The sequence below is a fragment of the Stenotrophomonas maltophilia group sp. LNF247 genome, from assembly GCF_054083135.1.
This window is the reverse complement of the sequence record NZ_JBSRQL010000018.1, coordinates 35,224-60,685: the sequence shown is the minus strand read 5'-3', so window position 1 is coordinate 60,685 and position 25,462 is coordinate 35,224. Positions and strand designations below refer to the sequence as shown.

The following is a 25,462-nucleotide window of genomic DNA, read 5'->3' as shown; positions in this document are numbered from 1 at the left end:
GCGCCGCAGCATTGCACGGGCATCGCACAGGGTTCCGTAGAATGCCGGGTTCCCCTGCCAATGGCCGGCCCCGTGCCCGCCCCACCCTCGTTGATGGCCCATACCTACACCGAAGAAGACCTGCTCCGCTGGATGGAAGGCCGGACGCTGGAAATGAGCGACCATGGCCTGTCGGAAGTCCATAGCATGCGTCTGTTCGGTGACATTCTGGTCGCTGAGGTAAAGATCCCGGCCAAGTACTCCTACCGGGTGGAGATCGACCTGGCCGCCAGTCTTCGCCATCCGCGCAGCCTGCTGCGCAACCGGTGTTCCTGCCCGCTCGGCCACGACTGCATGCACGTGGCGGCTGTGCTGGCGCAGATGCTGCAGCAGATCGACCATACGCCCCCCATGCCCGACGACAGCAGCACGCTGCCAACGCTGCTGATCCGTTCGATGACCCCCGTCCTGCGCCTGCACACGGTCGAGTTCCGTCCGCCGTGGCTCGGCCCACGCGACCCTTCGCAATGGGCCGATATCGCCACCGTGGCCTTCGAATACGACGAGCACGTGCGGTTCCTGGATGATCCGAGCCTGTTCGCCCACGATCCGGAGGGCCAGCTTGCGCTGCTGCCCCGCGACCTGGCCGAGGAATCACGGCGCGAGGCCGAGCTGCGCACGGTGGGACTGCATCGCGACACGGCGCCGCGGGCGCCATTGGAGGGCGCAGGACCTCAGTTCCAGCTGCGCACCCATGACTGGACACGGTTCCTGCTGGACGACGTACCGCGCCTGGAAGCCTTGGGCTGGAAGGTAGAGACCGACGACGATTTCCGCCATCGCATAACCCGGGTGGATGAGATCGACCTGGACATCCAGGCGGACCCGGCGGATGCGGGCTGGTTCAACTTGGGCCTGGACATCCAGGTGGAAGGCCGCAACGTGTCGATGGTTCCGCTGCTGCAGCAGGTGCTGCAGTCCGATCCCCGCTGGATGCGTGGCCAGCTGGACGCCATCGGCGATGATGAGAACATTCTGTTGATGGCGGGCGACAACACGCGCCTGGCATTGCGGGCCGCACGACTGAAACCGATCATGGCCCTGTTGACGGATCTGTTCGCCCAGCGTGGCGCGCCGCTGCGCCTGTCTGTGCTTGACCGTGGCCGCCTGCAGGCGCTGCAGGACACGGCGCGCCTGCAGTTCCGCGGGCGCAAGGACACCCAGGCACTGGTGCAGCGGCTGATGCAGGCACCCGCATTGGGCGAAGTGCCGCCGCCGGCAGGGCTGGTGGCAACGCTGCGTCCCTATCAGCGCGAAGGCCTGTCGTGGCTGCAGTACCTGCGCCAGCAGGGCCTGGGGGGCGTGCTGGCCGATGACATGGGCCTGGGCAAAACCGTGCAGACGCTGGCGCATGTGCTGGTCGAGAAGGAAGCCGGTCGCCTGGACCGTCCGACGCTGCTGGTGGTGCCCACTTCGCTGCTGCACAACTGGCAGAGCGAAGCGGCACGCTTCACCCCGGGCCTGCGCGTGCTGACCCTGCACGGGCCGGCACGTGAAACGCTGTTCGAGGCGATTCCCGGGCACGACCTTGTACTGACCACCTACCCTCTGCTGTGGCGCGACGAGCAGGCGCTGCAGGCACATACCTACCATCTGCTGATTCTGGATGAAGCCCAGCAGGTGAAGAATCCGAAGTCACGCGCGGCCATCACCCTGCGCACGCTGCAGGCGCGCCACCGGCTGTGCCTGACCGGCACGCCGCTGGAAAACCACCTGGGCGAACTGTGGACGCAGTTCGACTTCCTGCTGCCCGGCCTGCTAGGCAGCGAGAAACAGTTCAACCAGCATTGGCGCCATCCGATCGAACGTGGCAGCGACCACCGCCGCGCCACCTTGCTGGCGCAACGGCTGCGTCCGTTCATACTGCGCCGGCGCAAGGACCAGGTGGCGTCAGAGCTTCCGCCCAAGACCGTCATTACCCGCGCGGTGGAAATGGAGAGCGGCCAGCGTGATCTCTATGAAACCGTGCGCGCAGCGATGGAAAAGCAGGTGCGCGAAGCCATCAGCGGCAGCGGGCTGGCGCGCAGCCACATCGTGGTACTGGATGCGTTGCTGAAGCTGCGCCAGGTCTGCTGCGATCCGCGCCTGCTGCCTGGTGATGCCCCGGCGCGCAATGCGGGCTCAGCCAAGCTGGACCTGCTGCGCGAGATGCTGCCGTCGATGGTCGAGGAAGGCCGGCGCATCCTGCTGTTCTCGCAGTTCACCGGCATGCTCGCGCTGATCGCGCAGGCACTGGATCAGCTGGGCTTGGCCTATGTGACCCTGACCGGCGACACCCAGGACCGGGCCACGCCGGTGCAGCGCTTCATGCAGGGCGAGGTGCCGGTATTCCTGATCAGCCTGAAGGCAGGTGGCGTCGGGTTGAACCTGACCGCCGCCGATACCGTCATCCACTTCGACCCGTGGTGGAATCCGGCGGCCGAAAACCAGGCCAGCGATCGCGCCCATCGCATCGGCCAGCAGCAGCCGGTGTTCGTTTACCGGCTGATCGCCGCAGGCAGCATCGAAGAACGGATTGCCGAGCTGCAGGAGCGCAAGGCCACGCTGGCCGACGCCATTCTCGAAGGCGGCGGCGCTACGGGGCCACGCTTCAGCGAAGAAGACGTGCAGGCGCTGCTGGCGCCGTTGCCGGGCCTGCCCGGCAAGCGTTTGCGCAAAGCGGGCAAGCGGTCGACGCGAAGCTGACCTCCGGACGCCAGTCAGGTGGCGTTCCCCGATGGAAACGATTCCCATACATGACTGGGACTACAATTGGGGACTGAGCTCACAAAGGAACTGATCGATGCCCCTGCCCGCCTTCAAGGCCTACGATATCCGCGGCCGTGTGCCGGAAGAACTGAACGAAGACCTGGCCCGCCGCATCGGCGTCGCCTTGGCCGCGCAGCTCGCTCCCGGTCCAGTGGTCCTCGGCCACGATGTGCGCCTGACCAGCCCGGCGCTGCAGGATGCACTGGCCACCGGCCTGCGTGGTACCGGGCGCGAGGTGATCGACATCGGCCTGTGCGGCACGGAAGAAGTCTATTTCCAGACCGACCATCTGGGCGCGGCCGGCGGCGTGATGGTCACCGCCAGCCACAACCCGATGGATTACAACGGCATGAAGCTGGTCAAGGAGAATGCCCGGCCGATCAGCTCCGATACCGGCCTGTTCGCAATCTCCGACGCGGTTTCCGCCGATACGTCCGAGGCCCAGCCGCCGCGTGCCGGGCAGGTTGCCCAGCACGACAAGAGCGCCTACATCCAGCACCTGCTCAGCTATGTCGATGCCAGCAGGCTCAAGCCGCTGAAGCTGGTGGTGAATGCCGGTAACGGCGGCGCGGGCGCGATCGTCGACCTGCTGGCCCCGCACCTGCCGTTCGAGTTCATCCGCATCTGCCACGAACCGGACGGCAGCTTCCCCAACGGCATTCCCAACCCGCTGCTGCCGGAGAACCGCGCCGCCACCGCCGATGCGGTGCGTGAACACGGTGCCGATTTCGGCATTGCCTGGGACGGTGACTTCGACCGCTGCTTCTTCTTCGACCACACCGGCCGCTTCATCGAGGGCTACTACCTGGTCGGTCTGCTGGCCAAGGCGATCCTGGCACGCAATCCCGGCGGCAAGGTCGTGCATGACCCGCGCCTGGTCTGGAACACCGTGGATATGGTCGAACAGGCGGGCGGTGTGCCGGTGCAGTGCAAGAGCGGCCATGCCTTCATCAAGGAAAAGATGCGCGCCGAAGACGCCGTGTACGGTGGCGAGATGAGCGCCCACCACTATTTCCGCGAGTTCGCCTATGCCGACTCCGGCATGATCCCGTGGCTGCTGATCGCGCAGCTGATCTCCGAGAGCGGCCGCTCACTGGCCGAGTGGGTCGAAGACCGCATGGCGGCCTATCCGTGCAGTGGCGAGATCAACTTCAAGGTGGCCGATGCCAAGGCTGCCGTGGCCCGCGTGATGGAGCACTTCGCGGCGCAATCACCGGTACTGGATCACACCGACGGCATCAGTGCCGACTTCGGCGGCTGGCGCTTCAACCTGCGCAGCTCCAACACCGAACCGCTGCTGCGCCTGAATGTCGAAGCCCGTGGTGACGCCGCGCTGATGCAGGCGCGTACCGACGAAATTTCCCGCCTAATCCAGCAGTAATCAAGGACGACCATGAGCATCATCCAGCCCGTCATTCTGTCCGGTGGCTCCGGGACCCGCCTGTGGCCGCTGTCGCGCGAGGCGTACCCGAAGCAGTTCCTGCCGTTGGCGGGCGAACTGACGATGCTGCAGGCCACTTGGAAACGGGTGGCGCCGATCGCCGCGCATGGCCCGCTGGTGATCGCCAACGAGGAGCACCGCTTTGTCGCTGCCGAGCAGCTGCAGCAGGTCGGCGCCGAGCCGGCGGCCATCATTCTGGAACCGGTTGGCCGCAACACGGCGCCGGCAATCGCGGTCGCAGCCCTGGAAGCCACCCGCGACGGGGCCGATGCGCTGCTGCTGGTGCTGCCCTCGGACCATGTGATCACCGACGAAGCCGCCTTCCGCAGCGCCGTGCAGGCCGCCGCCAGTGCCGCCGAAACCGGCAAGCTGGTGACCTTCGGCATCGTGCCGACCGGTCCGGAAACCGGCTACGGCTATATCAAGGCCGCCGATGGGCAGGGTCTGCGTGCGGTCGAGCGCTTTGTCGAAAAGCCCGACCTCGAGACCGCCAGCGGTTACGTCAGCAGCGGCCAGTATTACTGGAACAGCGGCATGTTCCTGTTCAAGGCCTCGCGCTACCTGCAGGAACTGGAGCGCTTCCAGCCCGGCATGCTGGCCGGCAGCCGCCAGGCCTGGCAGCAGGCCCGCCGCGATTCGGATTTCACCCGCCTGGACAAGGACGCCTTCGCCGCCGTTCCCTCTGATTCCATCGACTATGCCGTGATGGAAAAAACCGCCGACGCCGTGGTGATTCCGTTGGACGCCGGCTGGAACGATGTCGGCTCGTGGACAGCCCTGCGCGATGTCTCGCAGCAGGACGGCGATGGCAACGCCCACCAGGGCGATGTGATCGCCATCGACTGCCGCAACACCTATGCCTATGCACAGCGCCTGGTGGCACTGGTCGGCCTGGATGACGTGATTGTCGTCGAGACCGACGACGCGGTGCTGGTCGGCAGGGCCGACCGCATGCAGGAGGTCAAGACCGTTGTTGGTCAGCTGAAGTCCGAAGGCCGCAGCGAGGCCACGTGGCATCGCAAGGTCTACCGCCCGTGGGGCGCGTACGATTCAATCGACAATGGTGCACGCTTCCAGGTCAAGCGCATCACGGTCAAGCCCGGCGGCACACTCAGCCTGCAGATGCATCATCACCGCGCCGAGCACTGGATCGTGGTCAGCGGCACCGCAGAAGTGACCCGCGGCGACGAAGTGATCCTGCTCAGCGAAAACCAGAGCACGTACATCCCGCTGGGCGTGACCCATCGCCTGCGCAACCCGGGCAAGCTGCCGCTGGAACTGATCGAAGTGCAGTCCGGCAGCTACCTTGGCGAGGACGACATCGTGCGCTTCGAGGATACCTACGGGCGCAGCTGACCCGGCGCCCGCTGGAGGCGACCGACCGTTGGTCGGGGTGGGTGCCGACCGTTGGTCGGCACGCCGCCTGCCGGGTCAGGCAATCTCCGCCATCACCCGCTTCAGGCCATCCTGCCAACTCGGCAGTACGATGCTGAAATCCTGCTGCAGCTTGCGGTTGTCCAGCACCGACCAGGCCGGGCGCTTGGCCGGGGTCGGATACTCGGAACTGGGAATCGCCTCGACCGCCGGCACCTTCGCCAACACGCCGGTAACCAGCGCTTCGGCGAAGATCGCTTCGGCGAACCCATGCCAGCTGGTCTGGCCGCTGGCGGTCAGGTGCCAGGTACCGGACAGTTGGCCCGGATGCCGCAGCGCCTGCGCAGTAACATCAGCGATCAGCGCGGCCGGCGTCGGCGTACCGACCTGGTCGGCCACCACACGCAGCTGGTCGCGCTCGGCGCCGACGCGCAACATGGTGCGCAGGAAATTTGCCCCATGCGAGGCATACACCCAGGCCGTGCGGAAGATCAGGTGGCGACCGCCGGCTGCGCGTACCGCATCCTCACCATCGCGCTTGCTGGTGCCATACACACCCAGCGGCGCGGTCGGCTCGTCCTCGCGGTACGGCGCGGTGCCCTGGCCATCGAACACGTAGTCGGTGGAGTAATGCACGAACGGCACGCCATGGGCCGCACACCAACGCGCGATCATGCCAGGCGCCTGCGCGTTGGCCGCAAACGCAGCTTCCACATCCTGCTCGGCACGATCAACGGCGGTATAGGCCGCAGCATTCACCACCACCGACGGCTGAAGACGGTCCAGCAGGGCCGGCAGGCTTTCAGGTTGGCCGAAATCGGCGGTTTCGCAGGCGCTGCCATCCGGCAGAGTGCCGCTGCGGGTGGTCGCGACCACCTTGCCCAGCGGCGCCAGCGCGCGCAGCAGCTCCTGGCCGACCTGGCCGTTGCCACCGAACACCAGCACGGTCATGGCGCGCCCTGGGCGGCGGTGTAGACCGGCAGGCGGTCTTCGGCGATGTCCTTCAGGAACGGCGCATTCTCGTCCTTGGCCGACAGGGTCGGTGCACTGACCGGCCAGTCCACGGCGATGTCGGCATCGTTCCAGCGCACGCCGGCGTCGAAGTCCTTCAGGTAGACCTCGGTGCACAGGTAGCTGAACACCGCGCGCTCGGACAGCACTGCAAAGCCGTGGGCGAAGCCTTCCGGAATCCAGAACTGCTTCTTGTTCTCCGCACTCAGCACCACCGCTTCCCACTGGCCGAAGGTCGGCGAGCCGCGACGGATGTCGACGGCCACGTCATAGACCTCGCCTTCCAGCACGCTGACCAGCTTGCCCTGCGGGCGCGGCCACTGGTAATGCAGGCCACGCAGCACACCCTGCGCTGACGTCGACACGTTGCTCTGCACGAAGCGATCCGGCAGGCCCAGCGCGGCAAAGCGCTCGGCATTCCAGGTCTCGAAGAAATAGCCGCGGGCATCGCCAAACACCGCCGGCTCGATCACCACGCAACCGGGCAACTTGGTTTCAATCACTTTCACGGAACAACTCCACGCAATGCGAGCTTGTGCAGGTACTGGCCGTAGCCATTCTTGATCAGCGGCGCCGCCAGCGCTTCGAGCTGTTCGGCGTTGATCCAGCCCTGGCCGAAGGCGATTTCCTCCGGGCAGCAGACCTGCAGGCCCTGCCGGGTCTGGATGGTCTCGATGAAGTTGGACGCTTCCAGCAGCGACTGGTGGGTGCCGGTATCGAGCCAGGCATAGCCGCGGCCCAGTGCTTCCAGATGCAGGTTGCCTTCGGCTAGGTAGCGCTTGTTGAGATCGGTGATCTCCAGTTCGCCACGGGGCGACGGCTTCAGGTCGGCGGCATGCGCGCTGGCATTGCCGTCATAGAAGTACAGGCCGGTCACCGCATAGTTCGAACGCGGATTCTCCGGCTTCTCGACCAGGTCGATGACCTTGCCGCTCTTGTCGAATTCAGCCACGCCGTAGCGTTCCGGATCATTCACCCAGTAGCCGAACACGGTGGCACCGTCGGTGCGCTCATCGGCGCGCTTGAGCACCTCGCGCAGGCCGTGGCCGTGGAAGATGTTGTCACCCAGCACCAGGCAGCTTGGCTTGCCGGCCACGAAGTCGCGGCCGATCAGATACGCCTGGGCCAGCCCATCGGGGCTGGGCTGCACGGCGTACTGGATGTCCATGCCCCACTGCGAGCCATCGCCAAGCAACTGCTGGAACAACGCCTGTTCGTGCGGGGTATTGATGATGAGCACTTCACGGATGCCCGCCAGCATCAGCACGCTGAGCGGGTAGTAGATCATTGGCTTGTCATACACCGGCAACAGCTGTTTGCTGACGCCCTTGGTGATCGGATACAGCCGGGTGCCGGAGCCACCGGCGAGGATGATGCCCTTGCGCTGGGTCATGGTGTCTCCTGGGTTCAGGCCGCGGTGCCGATGCGCTGCAGGCGGTAGCTGCCGTCCAGCACGCCGTTGACCCATTCCTGGTTGTCCAGGTACCAGTCGACGGTGAAGGTGATGCCCTGCTCGAAGGTGTAGGCCGGTTCCCAGCCCAGGTCGTTCTTCAGCTTGGAGGCATCGATCGCATAGCGGCGGTCATGGCCGGGGCGGTCGGCGACGTAGGTGATCTGGCTGCTGCGCGGCTGGCCGTCCGCACGCGGGCGGCGCTGGTCCAGCAGTGCGCAGATGGCCTGCACCACTTCGATGTTCTGCTTTTCCGAGTTGCCGCCCACGTTGTAGGTCTCGCCGACCTGGCCCTTGGCCAGCACGGTGCGGATCGCCTCGCAGTGGTCGGAGACGAACAGCCAGTCGCGAACCTGCTTGCCATCGCCGTACACCGGCAGCGGCTCGCCGGCCAGCGCCTTGGCGATCACCAGCGGGATCAGCTTCTCGGGGAAGTGGTACGGGCCGTAGTTGTTGGAGCAGTTGGTGGTCAGCACCGGCAACCCGTAGGTGTGGTGGAACGCACGGACCAGGTGGTCCGAGGCGGCCTTCGACGCCGAGTACGGGGAATTCGGAGCATACGGCGTGGTTTCGCTGAACTTGCCGGTCTCACCCAAGGTGCCATACACCTCATCGGTGGACACATGCAGGAAGCGGAAGGCCGCGCCCTGCTCGGCCGGCAACGCCTTCCAGTAATCGCGGACCGCTTCAAGCAGCCCCAGGGTGCCCACCACGTTGGTCTGGATGAAGGCGCCCGGGCCGTCGATGGAACGATCGACATGGCTTTCGGCAGCGAAATTCAGCACGGCGTCCGGCTGGTGCTCGGCCAGCAGGCGGGCGACCAGATCACGGTCGCCGATGTCGCCCTGCACGAACACGTGGTTGGGGTTGCCGTCCAGGCTGGACAGGGTCTTCAGGTTGCCGGCATAGGTCAGCACATCGAGGTTGATGACCTTGACGCCGCGCGCGACGGCCTCGAGAACGAAGTTACCGCCAATGAATCCGGCGCCGCCGGTGACAAGCCATGTGGGCACTACCTGTTCTCCTGATCGAAATTCATCCAAGGGGCGCTATGAAGCGCCCGACACAGCGGCACAGGATACATGTGGTTCGTCTTCACGACTGCCTGCGTGACGTGAACGACGCACTCGATTCACACGAGCCATGCCGCACCGCAGCATAACCATACGCATTCGCATGGTCCGCTCAAGCCAGCTAGAATCGGGATCCCACCCCCGAACCGGTTGCTGTGCGAGGACCGGACGTTCTCCCCAGTTATTGAAGGACCCCGTACCAGATGAAAATCCTCGTCGCGTACAAGCGCGTGGTGGACTACAACGTCCGCATTCAGGTCAAGCCGGACGGTTCCGGCGTGGTCACCGACGGCGTCAAGCTGTCCCCCAATCCCTTCGATGAAATCGCCCTGGAAGAAGCCCTGCGCCTGCGCGACAAGGGCATTGCCAGCGAAGTGGTGGTCGCCACCATCGCCCCGGCCGATGCCCAGGCGCACCTGCGCAACGGCCTGGCCATGGGCGCCAATCGCGCCATTCACGTCGTTACCGACCAGGCCATCCAGCCGCTGACAGCCGCACGCACCCTGCTCAAGCTGATCGAGAAGGAACAGCCGGACCTGGTGATCCTGGGCAAGCAGGCCATCGACGACGACGCCAACCAGACTGGCCAGATGCTGGCCACGCTGTGGGGCCGCCCGCAGGCGACCTTCGCCAGCAAGCTGGAGATTGCTGATGGCAAGGCCACGGTGACCCGCGAAGTCGACGCCGGCCTGGAAACGCTGGAAGTGGACCTGCCGGCAGTGGTCACCACCGATCTGCGCCTGAACGAGCCGCGCTTCATCAAGCTGCCGGACATCATGAAGGCCAAGGCCAAGCCGCTGGAGACCCTGCAGCTGGCCGATCTGGGCGTTGAAGCCGCCGATACCTTCAAGACCACCCAGTATGCCGCGCCGTCCAAGCGCAGCAAGGGTGTGATGGTCAAGGACGCGGCTGAACTGGTGGCCGCACTCAAGCAGAAGGGGTTGCTGTAATGAGCAGGATTCTCGTCATCGCCGAACACCACGACGGCAAGCTCAACGCCGCCACCGCCAAGACCGTAAGCGCTGCTGCCGCCATCAGCGGTGCCAGCATCGACGTGCTGGTGCTGGCCGCCGACCCGGCCGCCGTTGCCGCTGAGGCCGCGAAGATCGCTGGCGTCGCCAAGGTTCTGACCGTGGCCAACGCTGCCAACGCGCAGGCCATCGCCCAGGTGCTGGCGCCGCAGATCGCGCAGCTGGCCAAGGGCTACACCCACGTGTTCGGCCCGTCGACCACCTTCGGCAAGGACCTGATGCCCTGCGTGGCCGCCCTGCTGGGCGTCAACCAGGTCTCCGACCTGATGACCGTCGAAGGCAGCCACACCTTCAAGCGCCCGATCTACGCCGGCAACGCGATCATCACCGTGGAAGCCCCCGCCGACCAGATCGTGGTCGCCACCGTACGCGCCGCGTCGTGGCCGGAAGCCGCCCAGGGCGGCAGTGCCGCCATTGAAGCGGCCAGCGTCGATGCTGCCCTGCCGAGCCACACCCGCTTCATCGGCCTGGCCGCCGCTGCCAGCGACCGCCCGGACCTGCAGAGCGCCAAGCGCGTGGTCTCCGGTGGCCGCGGCGTCGGTTCGGAAGAGAACTTCAAGGTCATCTTCCAGCTGGCCGACAAGCTCGGCGCCGCCGTCGGTGCCTCGCGCGCCGCGGTCGATGCCGGCTACGTGCCCAGCGACCTGCAGGTGGGCCAGACCGGCAAGATCATCGCCCCGGAGCTGTATGTGGCGGTGGGCATCAGCGGTGCGATCCAGCATCTGACCGGCATCAAGGACGCCGGTACGATCGTGGCGATCAACAAGGATCCGGATTCGCCGATCTTTGAGATTGCCGATATTGGGTTGGTGGGGGATCTGTTTGCGATCCTGCCGGAGCTGGAAAAGGCGCTTTGATATCCTTGGGCGGCGACACCGCCCAAGCCATACCGCCCCGTATCCGGATGTTCAAGGACATCCGGGTATCTGCAGACCTCCATGAACCAGCGACTGCTTCGCTTCGTGATCTCCGGCGGTTCCGCCGCCGGAGTCGAATACGCCACTTTCATCGCTCTGCAGCTCACGCTTGGCAGTAGCTGGCTGCTGGCAAGCCAGTCGATAAGCTTCGGCTGCGGGTTCATCGTCAGCTTCGCGCTGAACCGACGCTGGGTTTTTCAAAGCTCGGGGCACCTCGGCAGCGAGCTGGCCACCTATGGTCTCGTTGCAGCAATCAACCTGGGCCTGGGCAACCTCGCCATCTACCTGCTGACAGGCCCTGCAGGAGTGCATCCCCTGCTCGCCAAATTCGCGGTGATGGGCATGATCGCGGGTTGGAACTACCTAGTCTTCTCCCGCTTCGTATTCAGGGAATCGGCGTAGTTCGTCCGTGCTCCTGGTGTGCCCTGAGTAGCGCTATCCTATCGTTGTAGTTGGCGATACACTGCCGGTTTGACTGAATGCGTCAGATCTCGACGCATTGCACCGGCGGGGGCCGTATGTCAGCACCAATTCCAGCGTTCATTTCGGTTGTCTACGTACTTCATAATCAAGCGTCCCGCTTGGAAGTTCTGCTGTCGCACGCATGCACTGAACTGGCCAACCTCGCCACGGATTATGAAATCATCGTAGTCGACAACGGGTCTTCAGATGAGAGCGTGGCATTGCTTCGCCGCCTCACCTCGGAAGACGGACTACCAAACGTTCAAGTGTACGTACTTACGAAAACAGTTGCCTGGGAGACGGCGGCTTGGGCAGGTGCGGAAGGGGCGTTGGGCGATTTCGTGGCCGTGCTTGACCCGCTGACTGATGATGTCGGTTTCCTGCGCAGCATGCTGGAACCTGCGACGGCCGGCATTGACGTGGTCTTTGCCAGCAATCAGATGAAACCACGGCTTTCGGCCAGCTACCGCGTCGCAAACGCGGCGTTCAATCTCGTTTTCCGGTGGCTCAACGGTGTCAACCCAGGAACCGAAGCGCCCCAGTATCGGGTGCTGAGCAAGAAGGTCATCAATTACATCCTCCAGCACCCTCGACCTGCTGCCATCTACCGGCTGCTCCCGGTAACCGCTGGCTTTACCCGCGCCAACCTGAATTACCGTCACGCACCGACAGCCAACCCGCCGAAAAAGCTAGGGCAAAGCATCGATCGCGGAATGCGGCTGCTTGTGTCGAACACGCGCCTGCCCATGCGACTGGTTACCATACTCTCCACTTTCGGCGCTGCGGCCAATTTACTGTATTCGATTTACGTGATCGCCGTGGCCGCATTCAAACCTGATGTGGCACCGGGCTGGGTCAGCCTTTCACTGCAGCAGTCGGGCATGTTCCTGTTGGTTTCGCTGGTCCTGCTTGTGCTTGGTGAATACATCCTTCACATGGCATCCCTCACCAGCGAGGGCCCCTCTTACCACGTCGCCCAAGAGTTCACCAGTGCCCGTCTGGATCGCCTGGAAAGGATCAACGTAGACCATTCGCCGCTCCGTCGTGAGAATGTCTGACACCTCTTTGCCAGCCCAAATGGATGCCGACGCCGTCGTCATTGGTGGCGGATTCTATGGCGCGGTGATTGCCAGCTATCTGGCCAGTGAGCGCGACATGCGGCGTGTGATCCTGATCGAGCGTGAACGCAGCCTCATGCAGCGCGCATCGTTTTCGAACCAGGCACGCGTACACAACGGCTATCACTACCCGCGCAGCTTCACTACCGCCTACCGCAGCCGGGTAAACCTGCCGCGCTTCATGCGGGAATGGGACTCGGCGGTCCAGACCAACTTCGTCAAACTGTACGCGATCGCGCGCCGCAACTCAAAGGTGACTTCCGCGCAGTTCGTGCGTTTCTGCCAGTCCATCTCAGCCCCTCTTGAACCTGCTCCGCCGGCGTACCAAGCACTGTTCGACAGCCAGCTGATCGAACGGGCATTCATCACAGAGGAGTACGGATTCAACACGGACGTGATCCGCCAAATGATCGAACAACGGCTGCAAGCCAGCGACGTCCGCACCGAGCTCGGGTGCGAAGTCGTCTCGGTTGCTCCACTCGGCGACGGCGCGATCCAGGTGAATCTACAGAAGACCGGTGGCGGCGATGAAAGCCTCCTCCGCGCACCATACGTATTCAATTGCACCTATGCAGGATTGAACCTGATCAACGGTCCCCATGGCGGAACCGAAGCCAGGTTGAAGCATGAGATCACCGAGATGGCCCTTATCCAGCTGCCCGGCGCACTGGAGGGGATGGCGATCACGGTAATGGATGGTCCATTCTTCTCAATCATGCCGTTCCCCGCGCGCAAGGCAAGCACCCTTTCACATGTGCGCTATACGCCGCACAAATCGTGGATGGATGACGCCTCCCGTGATCCTTACATCGAACTGTCCGACTACCCCAAGGCCAGTCGCTATGACCGCATGCTGAGGGATGTAGCGCGCTACGTTCCGGCGATGTCGTCGGCAGTCCATCTCGAATCTCTCTTTGAAGTGAAGACGATTCTGATGAAGAACGAGGGAGACGATGGCCGTCCGATCTTGTTCGAAACCTATCCTGCCCTGCCCGGTTTCGCATCAATCCTCGGCGGCAAGCTCGACAACATCTATGACGTCATCGCTCATCTGGACACCGTTTCGTTCAAGATTTCGACCACTGTCTAGGGCCTAGCCGCCCGCAGTACAGTCGCCTTCCCATGGTCGCCTCATCCAGCGAGGCTCATCCAGGATTCCAGGAGATTCCATTCATGTCACTCGCGCTGATCGGCCACACCGGGTTCGTGGGTTCAACACTGAAGCGCCAGACGGCCTTCGACCACCTGTTCAATTCCAGCAACATCCAGGATATCGATTCCAATACGTATGACACGGTGATCTGCTCGGCTGCCCCGGCACAGAAATGGATCGCCAACCGCGAACCGGAAGCAGACTGGGCCAATATCCAGAAGCTGATCGGATCGCTGGAAAAGGTCAAGTGCAGGCACTTCATCCTGATCAGCACGGTGGATGTATTCGCATCACCAATCGCCGTGGATGAATCGACGGTCGTGCAGACCGAAGGCCTCCATCCTTATGGGTTGCATCGCCGCCGGCTCGAAGAGTTCGTCGAGTCACGCTTTGCTTCGCGGCTGATCGTTCGCCTACCCGGCCTGGTCGGACCCGGCCTGCGCAAGAACATCCTGTTCGATTTCCACAATGACAACAATGTCAGCGCGATCGACAGCCGTTCTCGCTTCCAGTTCTACCCGATGGTGAATCTGTACGGAGACCTGATCGCTGCGGAAAAGGCGCAGATAGATCTACTCCATCTAACCAGCGTGCCGGTCAGCGTCGCAGAAGTAGCGCGTGAAGCCTTCGGCGTGGCATTCGACCATGCACCCGAAACGTTGCCGGCGCTTTACGACATGCGCAGCCAGCATGCACTGGATGGCGCAGGAGCGCCAGGATACCAGTACGACAGGCGGGCCACCCTTACCGCGATCCGGGCATATCACCAGTCCGAGCCTCGCAAGGCAGCGCTGGAATGAGCATTTCGATTTCCAACATCGCCTGGGACCGCGATCAGGACAGTGCCGTCGCGGACTTGCTTGGAAGGCATGGCGTGCACCACATCGACGTCGCACACAGCAAGTATTTTCCGGCGCCTTCAGAGACAGCCGATGCCAGCATTGACTACGTGCGCAGATGGTGGGCTGACCGTGGCGTAAGCATTGCGGGAATGCAAGCCCTTCTGTTTGGAACCCAGGGGCTGAATGTGTTTGCCGACCAATGCGTGCAGCAGCAACTGCTGGAGCATCTGCGCCATGTGTTCAGGATCGCTGCCCGGCTTGGGGCTGGCCGCCTTGTGTTTGGCTCGCCACGCAACAGAGATCGTGGCGATCTGTCGGTAGAGGCCGCCAACCAGATCGGGGCCACCTTCTTCCACCAGGCGGGCGATCTGGCCCAAGCAGAAGGTGTCGTACTTTGCCTTGAGCCGAATCCCGAGCATTACGGAGCCAACTTCATGACGACCACGGCCTCGACAGCCGAGGTGGTTGCACTGACCGGCCACAGGCACATCCAGATGCAACTCGATACCGGGGCAGTCTTCATGAATGGAGAAGAACCCGCACACCTACTACCACGCTATGCCCCGATCATCGGCCACGTCCACCTCAGTGAACCAAACCTGGCCGAATTGGGCTCGATGACCAGCGATCATGATCCGCTGGCCGCACTGATAGGGAAGCACCTCGGCACGAGGCCTCTTACCATCGAGATGCTGCCGCCCAACGATGGTATCGCCGGAATCGAGCGCGCGCTGGTCTTCGCGCTCGGGCAGTACGGTGCCGCCCAGAGCGGAGAGCATGCATGAACAAGTGGCTGATCCTCCTCCTGGCCATCTTGTGCAACGCCGCTGCCAGTGCATTGGTCAAGGTCGCGGTAAGTGCTCCACGCCAGTTCCCGTCGCTGGAAGATCCCGTCGGGGCACTCCGCAACTGGCCCTTCTGGGCCGGCCTGTCGCTCTATGGTGGCGCCTTCGTGCTTTATTCAATGTCATTGGGGAGGCTTCCGCTCAATGTCGCCCATCCGATCTCGACGGCAGGGGCCATCGCTGTCGTTGCCTGCATTTCAGTGGTTGTGTTCCGCGAAGCCATGCCTTGGACGACATTGGCTGGCATCGTGCTGATTCTGTCCGGCGTGATCCTGATTACCTTCCACGCTCCCCGCTGACTTCATTACCTACGAATCCGAAATGAGCACATCCCTACCCGAAGCACAGCATTCATCACCGCCCCGCCTGCGCCAGGTTCCCATCTACCGGTGTACCGTGTTGGCTCCGAAGCATCGGAATCATGCCGTGGTCATTCCGGTGATCAACGAAGGCGAACGCATCCGCTCGCTGTTGATGCGCATGAAGGAAGTCGGCATCGCCGATATTGCCGATATCATCATCGTCGATGGCGGAAGCACGGACGGCTCCTTGGCCGAATCTTTCCTGAAGCAACACGACGTCAGCGCGCTATTGGTCAAGACCGGGCCAGGGAAACTCAGTGCACAGTTGCGTTGCGCCTACGATTTCTGCCTGGACGCCGGCTACACCGGAATAGTCACCATTGATGGAAACAACAAGGACGATCCCGCACCCATCCCTGCGTTCATCGAAGCGCTCGAACGGGGAGTCGACTTCGTGCAGGCGTCGCGTTTCAAATCAGGCGGCTTTGCCGAGAATACGCCTTTGTCCCGTTACATCGCGATCCGCCTGATTCATGCACCACTGCTGAGTCTTTTCTCCGGATTCGGCTGGACCGATACAACACAGGGATTTCGTGCGTACAGCCGCAGCCTCCTGGTGGACCCTGGCATCGACGTATTCCGCGATGTATTCGACGGTTACGAGCTGTTGGCCTATCTGTCCTACCGTGCCCCGAAGCTCGGCTTCCGCTGCGTTGAGCTGCCGACTGCACGTTGCTACCCCAAGGGTGAAGTACCCACCAAGATCAGCAGCTTCCGCGGCAATCTGAAGGTCATGCAGGTGCTGCTGGCAACCATCGCCGGCCGCTACAACCCTGCGCACCGGAGCAAGGCATGAATCCGTTGCGGATATCTGATGACCGTGAACGCGACTGGACGGCGGTAGCTGCCATCGCGCTGGGCATGTTGGGATTGCTTGCGGTTCTGGCTTATCAATATCGGCTGCTGCATTTCATCGAATGGGGTGATGAATCGGAAACCATCGTCGCGGCCAAGATGATGGTGGCTGGCAGCTCACTCTATCGCGACATCTTCAACCACCACGGGCCGCTTACCTTCCTACCTGGGATGGTCGTTGAACTGGTGGGCGGTCATTCCATCCCCGCACATCGCGTATTCATTGCACTGCTGCAACTTGGCGCTCTGGCGAGCCTGTTCTTCTCTCCACTGATCCGCGACAAGCATGTCAGCGCCCGTGTCACCTACGTACTGCTGGTAGCCACCGTCTACGTCGGCTTCCTGCCATCGAGTTTCGGCCATTCCTACATCTATCAGGTGATGTGTGGGCTGATGCTCAGCCTTGCATTGTCCAGCTGGCTTCTGCCGCTTCTGGTTGACGTCCGCACTTGCGGCAAGGTGGGAACAGTACTCGGCAGCGCACTCGTCGCCTCGCTGCCATTCCTTGCTGTGACGTATGTTCCCGCTGCAGCGCTGCTGCTGCTGGCGTCGTTGCGACGGGACAACTGGCGCAGCGTGATGATTGGGGCAGCGGCGGGCGTCGCATTCAACCTAGTCTTCCTTGTAATGGTGGGCTCGGTGAAGGGCTTCATCGCCTTCCACCTGTACATGAATTCAACGCTGCTGTCGCAGTATGGAGGTGGACAAACCAGCTGGCAGTACATCGCGTCGGCGTTCTCCACTGCCACTTCCGACCTTGGCAACCTTACCCTGCTCACACTCATCGTCGTGTCACTGACAGCTGCAGCCACCAGGGTGGCGGGCTTTCCGTGGCGGCATGTACTTGTGGCATTGGCCCTGGGCTCGCTGCTGGTACGGGGTGGCGGTTTCCATGGCCTCAGCTACGCATATGCTGCGTTGGCGGTCCCCCTGCTGCTGGTCGCCAGCGCACCTGCCCAGGCGCCACGCAAGCGTAGTCTTCTGCTGGTGCTGTGCTGTGTCCTGCTGGCGCGCCTTGTCGTTGGCGGCCCCGGTGAAAAGCAGCTGATGAAGGAGCGCCGCATACCGGAGACCACCGAGTTCGCCGAGGTTGCCCGAGCCCTGACCGAGCCTGGAGACAAGGTACTGGCCTATTCGTTCCAGAACTTCCAGTACATCGCCTCGAACCGGCTTCCTGCTTCCGGCTACTACTTCTATTTGCCTTGGCAGCGCGACTACCTCGACAAGCCGATTCTGGATATCCGCATTGATCCCTGCAAGGACATCCAGACCGGCAAACCCAAGCTGATCATGCTGGACGAATGGAACGTTTGGGATCGCTACGCCTGGTCGACTTACGGTGGTTGCGTCATCGACATTGTCGCCCGCGAATATGTGCGCCTGCCAGGTACCCCCTACTATGCGCGTCGGGATCTCGCCGAGAATATCGGACTGGCCCCATCGGTTCCTGTCGAGCTGATCCCAAGCGCTCCGGTGCAGCCGGGTGATCGATTCGACCTGCCCGATCCCGCTCCTTCCAACAAGGGCGCGACGCTACGGGTCGGATTCATGCTCGGGACACACGCCCGCCGTAATGAGGGGATTGCCACCCTGACCACCACGGATGCGGCCGGCTCGAAGTCGACACTGGGAAATCTGCCGCTGGCGGATGTAAAGGACAACGCATTCGCCTACTTCACTGTTCCTGCCGGTATCAGTGGTGATCTGGCCATCGACATCCAGGAAGGCGGCGGGGTCAGCGTATGGGAGGCCCGCAGCAGCGATGGCGCCACACAGCCCTGCATTGCCATCCAGTTCGAGCATGGCCCCCCTAGCTTCACACCAGGTTGTCCGGTGGATGTTGGGTTGCTGCTCGGACCGACGCACCATTAACTCATTAATCCGCCCAAGCCGGCCAGATTTCTCTCTGGCCGGTTCTGCCGCCGCCTCGAGGTCTTCCATGCCGTAAGAAGGGCATTAACTGCTGGGTGCGAACATCAGTCATCCCAGATCCAGCATCGAACGACCGGTGGTCATCTGCGCGCTGCGAATCGAAGCAAACTCAACCGCGCCGAAGTACCCCACGATGCCATGCACGGTTTGGTTCTCCAGTGCGCAACGGAACACCAGGCGTTCGCACGCCATACCCATGCCCGCATCGGCGCTCCCTTTGAGGAAGCTCCGCCTCGTGTCCATCAGCCGGTACTGCAGCGATCAGCGTTGAGTGGAGATCATCCAGCGAGAACCAGATTCCTGCGGACAAGTTGTCCGGGCAGGCATGGAAGACCGCATGAAGCGTAACCATCACCCATTGCTAGCTGATGGCTTGCCGCGCTTCCTTGCTCGACAAATGCACATGTGCAGCGGGCAGTGGGTATCGACACGCTCGCGGCCGTCGACCACCTTACTTATCCACAATGCTAAGCAGCGCCATGCGATTAGACATGGGGCGGAATTCCCCCGATCGAGCGCGCCGCAGCACACGACTCCACCCTCGGTGCATACTTCTCTGGCAGCCTCCAACGAGCAGACGTGCAGGCTGCTGACGCGGCAGGTCAGCGCCGAAGTCCAAGCAGAGATCGATGAATCGGCGTCACCGGCTGATTGGCGATGTCGTAGCTGAGGAAGGCGAGCAGGAACTGCAGTCCGCTGACCACGGCGATCGAAGGGAGCACCACCGTTCCCACAGGCGCAGAAATACCTTCGCCTGCGGCTACAATCCAATGCCAGCCGCCGTAAAGTACGCCTCCGGCGAGCAGTGCCAGTGCGGCAACCAGTTCCAGCGAGGCGATGGTGAGATCGCGAAGGTAATAGCGATAGGCGATGCGCTTGCAGAAGTTGCGGGCATGCTTGAGCGCGAACTCGCCGAGTACCTGACTGATCTTCAGGTTGCTCACTTCATCGCCATAGCGCGCATCCATCGGGACATCCTGCACCACAGCCTGCATGGCATTGAGCCTGAACAGGAGATCCGTTTCAAAGAAGTAACGCGTGCTGATCGCCTCCATCGGCAACCGTTGTGCAACAGCGGCGTGAATGGCGGTGTAGCCGTTGGTTGGATCGAACAACCGCCAGTATCCACTGGACGCTTTGGCCAGGAAGGAAAGCCCCAGGTTGCCGACGCGCCTCAGCATCGGCATCCGGCTGATGTGTGAAAGATCCCAGAAGCGGTTTCCCTTGGTGTAGTCGGCCTCGCCGCTGAGGATCGGTGCCACGAACAGGGGCAGCAGTGCCGGGTCCATCTGGCCATCGCCATCGATCTTCACAATCACGTCCATGCCATCGGCGACGGCCTGCCGGTAGCCGGTCATGGTGGCGCCCCCCACCCCCTGGTTGACTTCGTGGTAGAGCACGCGCACCCGCGGGTCGGTATTGTTCGCCTCGATGTAACGCCCGGACTGTTCCGGGCACGCATCATCCACGCAATAGATGGCAGTGACTTCCGGGCCGATGGTGGCGATCACTTCCAGGATATGCCGGATGACCTTGTAGCTGGGAACCACGACTGCGATCGCCTGTGACCGAGCGTGCTGTGTGATGTCCGTCTGTCCGAGCATTGCCCTCTCCAATTCGTTGTTGTCCATCACCGCTTCACGGATCCAACCTGTAGAACACCAGCCCGTCCGGGCCCACGGCGACCGGCTCTTCGCTGGCGCCCAGTTGGCGGTAACCGGTCAGACAGTACTGCCCATCCATGACCCGCGCATCACTCTGTCCCGGCCAGCGGTGTGCCAGCAGATGGGTGACGCCCGCTCGACGGAGCATCGCACGGGTCTGCTCCGCCTGCGAACGGCAGAACATTGAACGCAGGTCCCTAGCGAAGTAGCCGTAGCCCGAACCCAGCCTGACGTTGAACAGGTAATCACGCTGGGCGAACGGCAGATAGGGAGTGACATACATCGACGGCAGCACCCAGTCCTCGCGTCCGTTAAGCACGATCGCATAGGCAGGCGCCAACACGACCGCGTCGTCTGGCAGTTGGCTCTCCGCGCGCCGGAACGCACGCACGTCCGCCTCGGTGATCGGGAACGTCCAGCCCTGATCGGCCGGGGTTACTCCCTTGATATCCACCAGGACGAAGGCTGCAACCAGCACCACCGCCACGCCACCCGCAAGCACGTTTATCGGCACGCGAACCCAGCGCCGCGCTGGGAACCCCGGGCAGCGCCACTGCAGCAGCGCATCTGCAGTCATCACCAGCGTCGCCAGCAGCAGGGACCAGTGCAGGAGCACCGCGTACATGCTCAGCAGGCCGATGTAGCGCTGCGTGTACGTGCTCAGCAGGCTGGCTTCAAGCGTTTCGTGCCCCAATGCAAGCGTGGTGATGTTCGACACGCGAAGTGCCACGGCCACGGCAATGATCAACGCGATCTGGGCAGCCAGCAGCAGCGAGAATGCGCGGCGGCGCCGGATCGCCTCAGGCGCGATCGTCAGCATGGCCACCCCAAGCACGGAGGTGATCGCAATCAGCAGGCGCGTCACCGGCAACAGCCGCTGCCCCATCAGCTGCTGTGACTCGGGCAGATACTGCATGCCGAAGCCGGGTTGGGGCCCATACCACAGCTCCCAGCGCAGCACCTGCATGATGTGCTCGAGGAACGCATCAGAGGTGCGGCTGAGTTCGGTCGGGATGGCCAGCATGTGCAGCCCCAGTGTCTGCTCCACGAACTGGCGTACCGGTGGCAGCGCTTCCGCTATCAGTTGCAGGTAGTAGGGATCGGTGACCAGCAACAGGCCGCCGAGCAAGCCGCCGCCGACCATGCCCAGCAGCGGAACGGCAATCTTGCCGCGCATCGCCCGGGCACGCCACCACAACGGGGCCATCAGCAGCAGCCAGGCCGGCAGACTGAAACTGAGAAAGGCAATCGCCAGCGATGGATTGAGCTTGGCCGCCATGGCGCCGGCCAGCGGCAGGCTCAGCCAGGCCAGCAACCACGAACGAAGCGAACGGGCAGGCTCGAGCCAGGCGAACATCGCGCACAGGACCGGCAACAACAGAGTCGAGAAGGCCGCCAGCCGCCCGGTGCTGTTGAGATCGTCCACCGGGTACAGGAACATCGTGCCGCGCATGATGGCGTAGCCCAGAACCACCGCGAGCAGGGCCGACCACATGCCCTGCGCAGGGTGGGACAGCGCCCGCGCCCGCATCCACAGGAAGATCACTTCCACGAACGCGAACACGGCCAGTGTCGCCTGCAGCACCGGCTGGATCTTCAGGAACGGGCCAATGTGCGCACCCAGCCCTGGCCAGGCCCACAGTGCTGCGAACAGGTGCAGCATTTTCGGGTACTTTTCCAGCCAATCTGTATGGCCTGCAGTCAGCTTCGGATAGCCCGCATTGAACAGATCGAGGGCGAATGCAATGTGCTGATGCGTATCCAGGCCCAAGGCACCGGCGCGCAGGGAATAGTGCGTCGCCGACTTGAGCAGCACCAGCGCAGCCAACAGAGCGAGAAGCAGCCATGCCGGGCCGCCGAGGCGGCGCGCCTGGCTTGCCTCCGGCGCGCACGGCTTCCGCCATATGACGGTGACGGAAGCTGCGACCACGGCCAGGCACATCAGGGAAAGACCAAGAGGCAGGCCCAATACCCGCCCCCAAACCCAGGTCAACGGTGCCAGCAGCAGCCAGAGCACCACCAAGCCTGTCTGGCCCAGCAACACGCGCACGAAGATCGCCGGCGACTGCAGCACTGCATCCAGCCGGAACATCCGGGCGACCAGCTCGCCGAGGCCCACCATGCCGGCAAAACCAACGGCAAGCAGCAGCAGGAACTGCGCCTGCGCACCACTGTGCACAAACGGCACGGCGAGCAGGGCCAGGATCACGACCGGCAACAGGTAGGCGCGCAGAGTCTGGCCGCGCACCGGCCACAGAGGGGCATCATTCACAATCAAGATTCCATCCTCAACCTCACGCCTCAAGGCGCACGACGCAAGGCGTCTATTACATCTTCGGCGATTCTGTCGAAGCTCCCCGCGCGCAGCAGCGGATGTTCCAGGCACGCAATCGAACCCGGCATCATCTGCCTCCGTTCGCATGCATCGACCTGGGCCATCAATGCCGTACAGATCGCCTCCGGAGTCATCGATTCCAGCGAGACGATGTTCTCTGTCGTCTCGTCCAGGCGTTTGTTGTCATAGCGATTGGTGACCACGCCCATTCCGAACGCGGCCATCTCCAGCGGTGGATAGCTGGGGTGTGGCGACACCATCAAGGACAGTCCCAAGGCCGAAGTGGACAAGAGCTCAGCGTAGGCATCGATGTTCAACTTGCCCAGTGCCTTCAGACTGAACGGTCCCAGGTCCAGGTCGGACTGCAGCTCACCGGGCGCGGCGACTTCCCACTGGGCTGCCCGTGCGTCCTTCCATCCCCACAGGCGCAATCCTTCACAGATCAACTCGAACGCATTTCGCGGCGTACCAGGGCGCGCATAGACCACGATGCGGCGATTACGCGCAGCCGGCGCATTGCGGACCTGTTGCAGGGCCGGCCGAAGGCCGTCATGCAGCACCGGCTCGAACACCGAGCGCTGCGCGTAGCGCAGATCGTGCTGTTCAAAGAAGTCGGCAAGCAGGCCCGTATTGAAAATTCCGATGTCACGATCGCAGCGGTAGGTACTCAAAGCCAATGCGTACTGGCTGGACCATGGATAGAACCCTGGCTCGAAATCCTGGATCAGGTAGACCATCGGGCGGTCAACGCCGCCATTGTTGCCCTGCCATTGCAACATCCGCTGGGCCGCGTATGCGGTCCACCATGCGGTTGCCACCCAGATGTCCTCGCCGGCCACCGGCAGGGTCTTCTGGTAGCGATCGCTGAACGGCACGATCTGCCGCATCGCCGTGGAGGTCTGGTCTGCAGGCACCAGTACGTGGTCGGAGAAGCGCGAAAGCGCTTCTTCATCCGGTGAACTGTCGACCAGGATGATCCGCGATGCAGGGAAGAACCGGCACAGCTCGCGGTAGATCAGCACAGCGGTATGGATGCCGCCGAAGTAATGTTGCTTGTTGATCGACGGCAGCACCAGGTTCAGCCGCCGCCCCTCCCAGGGGTCGTGCCGGGGGGTACAGGGAGTGATCTCGGCAACGTGGGTATTGGGCGTGGGCGCACCGGGAGCGCTTGCATCCAGGCGCGCGGCGACGCGCCGCAACAGGTTACCCAGGCGGCTCATTGCACGGCCCCGCGCAGACGGGGCGATGAAGCCATGTAGTCCAGGTTCGGGCTGAAGAACGGATCGCCCTCTTCGCGATACGGCGAGTACGCTTCGGCCGAGCGCACGAAGTCGCTCTCGGGGATTGCACGCGGATCACGCGTCTTGGACTCGTGATGGATCATCACCGCACGTGCGACGTAAACGGTGGCAAGGCCGCGTGCATGCGCACGCAGGCACAGCTCCACATCGCTGCCGCAGACAATGAAGGATTCATCGAACCCGCCCAGCGACTCGAACGTGTCACGTGCCACCACCATGCAGGCGCCCGTCACGGCCAGCACCTGGCGCTGCAGCACCGGGGAAACGAACAGGTTCTGGTTGTGCACCGGCGCTTCACCCTTGAATACATGGTCGGCCCAGCCGCCCATGCCGATCACCACGCCGGCGTGCTGGATGGTGCGATCGCCGTACAGCAGCAACGGGCCGCACACGCCCACGTCCGGCCGCAGCGCGTTCTCGGCAAGCCGTTGCAGCCACTGCCCATCGATGATCTCGGTGTCGTTGTTGAGGAACACCAGCACCTCGCCACGCGCTTGCCGCGCAGCCAGGTTGTTCAGTGCCGACCAGTTGAACGGCACATCGGCACGGATCACCCGGAAGCTCTCGCGGCGGGACATCGCCTCCAGCCACTGCAGGGTCTCGGCCTGGGTTGAACCGTTGTCGACGACGATGATCTCGAATGCACGGTAGTCGGTCTTGGCGTACAGCGATTCAACACAGGTCCGCAGCAGGTCCAGGCCATCGCGGGTGGGAATGATGATGCTGGCCAAGGGGCCCTTGTCCGCGTATGGGTAGCGCACGTCGTAGCAGAACAGCTGCTCGCCGTCGTCAACCTGCGCGCCGGGGTGGGTTGCCTGCACATGCTGCTGCAGCGCGCGACGACCGGCGTGATGCGCGTAGGGCTTGGAGCCGGCATTGGCCGCGGTGGAACCGGCGTGCGCGCGCCAGTGGTAGAGCACCTTGGGCACATGCGCGATGGTGGCGCCGGCGGCGGCACAGCGAAGCACCAGATCGTAGTCCTGCGAGCCATCGCAGTCGCTGCGCAGCCCCCCCAGCTGCGCCACCAGCGCAGCATCGAAGCTGACCAGGTGACCCAGGTACATCTGCGACAGGAACAGGTCCAGATTCCAGTCGGGCTTGAAGTACGGATGGCGGAGGCGGCCGTCTTCGCCCAGCACATCGTGGTCGGTGTACACGACCCCTGCCGAGGTGGCCACATGACAGGCAACCACCGCAGCCAGTGCATCCGGCTCCAGCAGGTCGTCATGGTCCAGGAAGGTGATCCAGCGCCCCTTGGCCAGTGCGACCGCAGCGTTGGTGGTGGCCGCAATGCCCTGCCGCTCACTTGAGCGCGAAACACGCAGGTTCGGCAACCGCCGCGCCAGTTCTTCCAGCACGCGTGCCACATGCGGTTGATCGGACGCATCGTCGTGGATGCACAGTTCCCAGTTCAGGTACGTCTGTGCTTCGACGCTGGCCACGGCCTCGCGCAGGAACACTTCCGGCGTGTTGCAGACAGGCATCACGATGCTGATCAGGCCAGCGTCC

Annotated in this window: 21 protein-coding genes; 13 read left to right on the top strand and 8 right to left on the bottom strand. The window is 63.2% G+C overall.

Annotated elements, in window-relative coordinates:
- The first annotated feature begins 93 nt into the window (after positions 1–93).
- The 3 genes from ACTXG9_RS16330 (at position 94) to ACTXG9_RS16320 (ending at position 5,584) form a co-directional block, all read left to right on the top strand.
- Positions 94–2,724 carry a DEAD/DEAH box helicase gene (locus ACTXG9_RS16330; RefSeq protein WP_111103791.1) on the top strand — a complete coding sequence of 877 codons (2,631 nt, stop codon included), beginning with the start codon at positions 94–96 and terminating at the stop codon, positions 2,722–2,724.
- A 97-nt stretch (positions 2,725–2,821) separates the two neighbouring features.
- The gene (locus ACTXG9_RS16325; RefSeq protein WP_019660974.1) at positions 2,822–4,168 is read left to right on the top strand and encodes a phosphohexomutase domain-containing protein; all 1,347 of its coding nucleotides are present in this window, start codon (positions 2,822–2,824) and stop codon (positions 4,166–4,168) included.
- 12 nt (positions 4,169–4,180) lie between these two features.
- Entirely contained in the window at positions 4,181–5,584 is a 1,404-nt protein-coding gene (locus ACTXG9_RS16320) for a mannose-1-phosphate guanylyltransferase/mannose-6-phosphate isomerase (protein ID WP_111103793.1), read from the top strand.
- Positions 5,585–5,659: 75 nt separating this feature from the next.
- Here ACTXG9_RS16320 and rfbD read toward each other — a convergent pair whose 3' ends face one another.
- Genes rfbD through rfbB form a run of 4 tightly spaced genes read right to left on the bottom strand, consistent with a single transcriptional unit; the run spans position 5,660 to position 9,076 of the window.
- Entirely contained in the window at positions 5,660–6,553 is an 894-nt protein-coding gene (gene rfbD / locus ACTXG9_RS16315) for a dTDP-4-dehydrorhamnose reductase (RefSeq protein WP_019660972.1), read from the bottom strand.
- Positions 6,550–7,122: a dTDP-4-dehydrorhamnose 3,5-epimerase gene (gene rfbC / locus ACTXG9_RS16310; RefSeq protein ID WP_057496705.1), complete on the bottom strand. Its 573-nt coding sequence runs from the start codon at positions 7,120–7,122 to the stop codon at positions 6,550–6,552. The genes rfbD and rfbC overlap by 4 nt, the downstream gene beginning before the upstream one ends.
- Positions 7,119–8,006 (bottom strand): glucose-1-phosphate thymidylyltransferase RfbA, encoded by an 888-nt coding sequence (gene rfbA, locus ACTXG9_RS16305; protein ID WP_021202693.1) that lies wholly within the window; start codon positions 8,004–8,006, stop codon positions 7,119–7,121. Before rfbA ends, rfbC begins: the two co-directional genes overlap by 4 nt.
- A 14-nt stretch (positions 8,007–8,020) precedes the next feature.
- The gene (rfbB, locus tag ACTXG9_RS16300) at positions 8,021–9,076 is read right to left on the bottom strand and encodes a dTDP-glucose 4,6-dehydratase (RefSeq protein WP_057496706.1); all 1,056 of its coding nucleotides are present in this window, start codon (positions 9,074–9,076) and stop codon (positions 8,021–8,023) included.
- A 263-nt stretch (positions 9,077–9,339) separates the two neighbouring features.
- On the opposite strand from rfbB, the gene ACTXG9_RS16295 reads away from it, so the two are divergent.
- From ACTXG9_RS16295 to ACTXG9_RS16250, 10 genes are all read left to right on the top strand, one after another.
- The gene (locus tag ACTXG9_RS16295; RefSeq protein ID WP_019660968.1) at positions 9,340–10,086 is read left to right on the top strand and encodes an electron transfer flavoprotein subunit beta/FixA family protein; all 747 of its coding nucleotides are present in this window, start codon (positions 9,340–9,342) and stop codon (positions 10,084–10,086) included.
- The gene (locus tag ACTXG9_RS16290) at positions 10,086–11,024 is read left to right on the top strand and encodes an electron transfer flavoprotein subunit alpha/FixB family protein (protein WP_111103795.1); all 939 of its coding nucleotides are present in this window, start codon (positions 10,086–10,088) and stop codon (positions 11,022–11,024) included. Before ACTXG9_RS16295 ends, ACTXG9_RS16290 begins: the two co-directional genes overlap by 1 nt.
- 81 nt (positions 11,025–11,105) lie before the next feature.
- Positions 11,106–11,486 carry a GtrA family protein gene (locus ACTXG9_RS16285; RefSeq protein WP_308305550.1) on the top strand — a complete coding sequence of 127 codons (381 nt, stop codon included), beginning with the start codon at positions 11,106–11,108 and terminating at the stop codon, positions 11,484–11,486.
- A gap of 77 nt (positions 11,487–11,563) precedes the next feature.
- Positions 11,564–12,604 carry a glycosyltransferase family 2 protein gene (locus ACTXG9_RS16280; RefSeq protein ID WP_456115500.1) on the top strand — a complete coding sequence of 347 codons (1,041 nt, stop codon included), beginning with the start codon at positions 11,564–11,566 and terminating at the stop codon, positions 12,602–12,604.
- The gene (locus ACTXG9_RS16275; protein ID WP_155028921.1) at positions 12,597–13,754 is read left to right on the top strand and encodes an FAD-dependent oxidoreductase; all 1,158 of its coding nucleotides are present in this window, start codon (positions 12,597–12,599) and stop codon (positions 13,752–13,754) included. The genes ACTXG9_RS16280 and ACTXG9_RS16275 overlap by 8 nt, the downstream gene beginning before the upstream one ends.
- An 83-nt stretch (positions 13,755–13,837) precedes the next feature.
- Positions 13,838–14,617 (top strand): NAD-dependent epimerase/dehydratase family protein, encoded by a 780-nt coding sequence (locus ACTXG9_RS16270; protein WP_155028920.1) that lies wholly within the window; start codon positions 13,838–13,840, stop codon positions 14,615–14,617.
- Positions 14,614–15,444, top strand: coding sequence for a sugar phosphate isomerase/epimerase family protein (locus ACTXG9_RS16265; RefSeq protein ID WP_155028919.1), 831 nt, complete (start codon positions 14,614–14,616; stop codon positions 15,442–15,444). Before ACTXG9_RS16270 ends, ACTXG9_RS16265 begins: the two co-directional genes overlap by 4 nt.
- Positions 15,441–15,803, top strand: coding sequence for a DMT family transporter (locus ACTXG9_RS16260; protein ID WP_155028918.1), 363 nt, complete (start codon positions 15,441–15,443; stop codon positions 15,801–15,803). The genes ACTXG9_RS16265 and ACTXG9_RS16260 overlap by 4 nt, the downstream gene beginning before the upstream one ends.
- 22 nt (positions 15,804–15,825) lie before the next feature.
- Positions 15,826–16,662, top strand: coding sequence for a glycosyltransferase family 2 protein (locus ACTXG9_RS16255; RefSeq protein WP_456115499.1), 837 nt, complete (start codon positions 15,826–15,828; stop codon positions 16,660–16,662).
- The gene (locus ACTXG9_RS16250) at positions 16,659–18,593 is read left to right on the top strand and encodes a hypothetical protein (RefSeq protein WP_155028916.1); all 1,935 of its coding nucleotides are present in this window, start codon (positions 16,659–16,661) and stop codon (positions 18,591–18,593) included. Before ACTXG9_RS16255 ends, ACTXG9_RS16250 begins: the two co-directional genes overlap by 4 nt.
- Before the next feature lie 108 nt (positions 18,594–18,701).
- Here the strand turns inward: ACTXG9_RS16250 and ACTXG9_RS16245 are convergent, their stop codons facing one another.
- The 4 genes from ACTXG9_RS16245 to ACTXG9_RS16230 all read right to left on the bottom strand — a co-directional run bounded on the left by ACTXG9_RS16245 (position 18,702) and on the right by ACTXG9_RS16230 (position 25,437).
- Entirely contained in the window at positions 18,702–18,896 is a 195-nt protein-coding gene (locus ACTXG9_RS16245; RefSeq protein WP_155028915.1) for a hypothetical protein, read from the bottom strand.
- A gap of 359 nt (positions 18,897–19,255) precedes the next feature.
- Complete coding sequence (locus ACTXG9_RS16240) at positions 19,256–20,257, bottom strand: glycosyltransferase family 2 protein (RefSeq protein WP_155030406.1); 1,002 nt, start codon at positions 20,255–20,257, stop codon at positions 19,256–19,258.
- 2,361 nt (positions 20,258–22,618) lie between these two features.
- Positions 22,619–23,872, bottom strand: a complete 1,254-nt coding sequence (locus ACTXG9_RS16235; protein ID WP_456115498.1) for a rhamnosyltransferase WsaF family glycosyltransferase — start codon at positions 23,870–23,872, stop codon at positions 22,619–22,621.
- Positions 23,869–25,437, bottom strand: a complete 1,569-nt coding sequence (locus ACTXG9_RS16230) for a glycosyltransferase family 2 protein (RefSeq protein WP_321186250.1) — start codon at positions 25,435–25,437, stop codon at positions 23,869–23,871. Before ACTXG9_RS16230 ends, ACTXG9_RS16235 begins: the two co-directional genes overlap by 4 nt.
- Positions 25,438–25,462 lie beyond the last annotated feature (25 nt).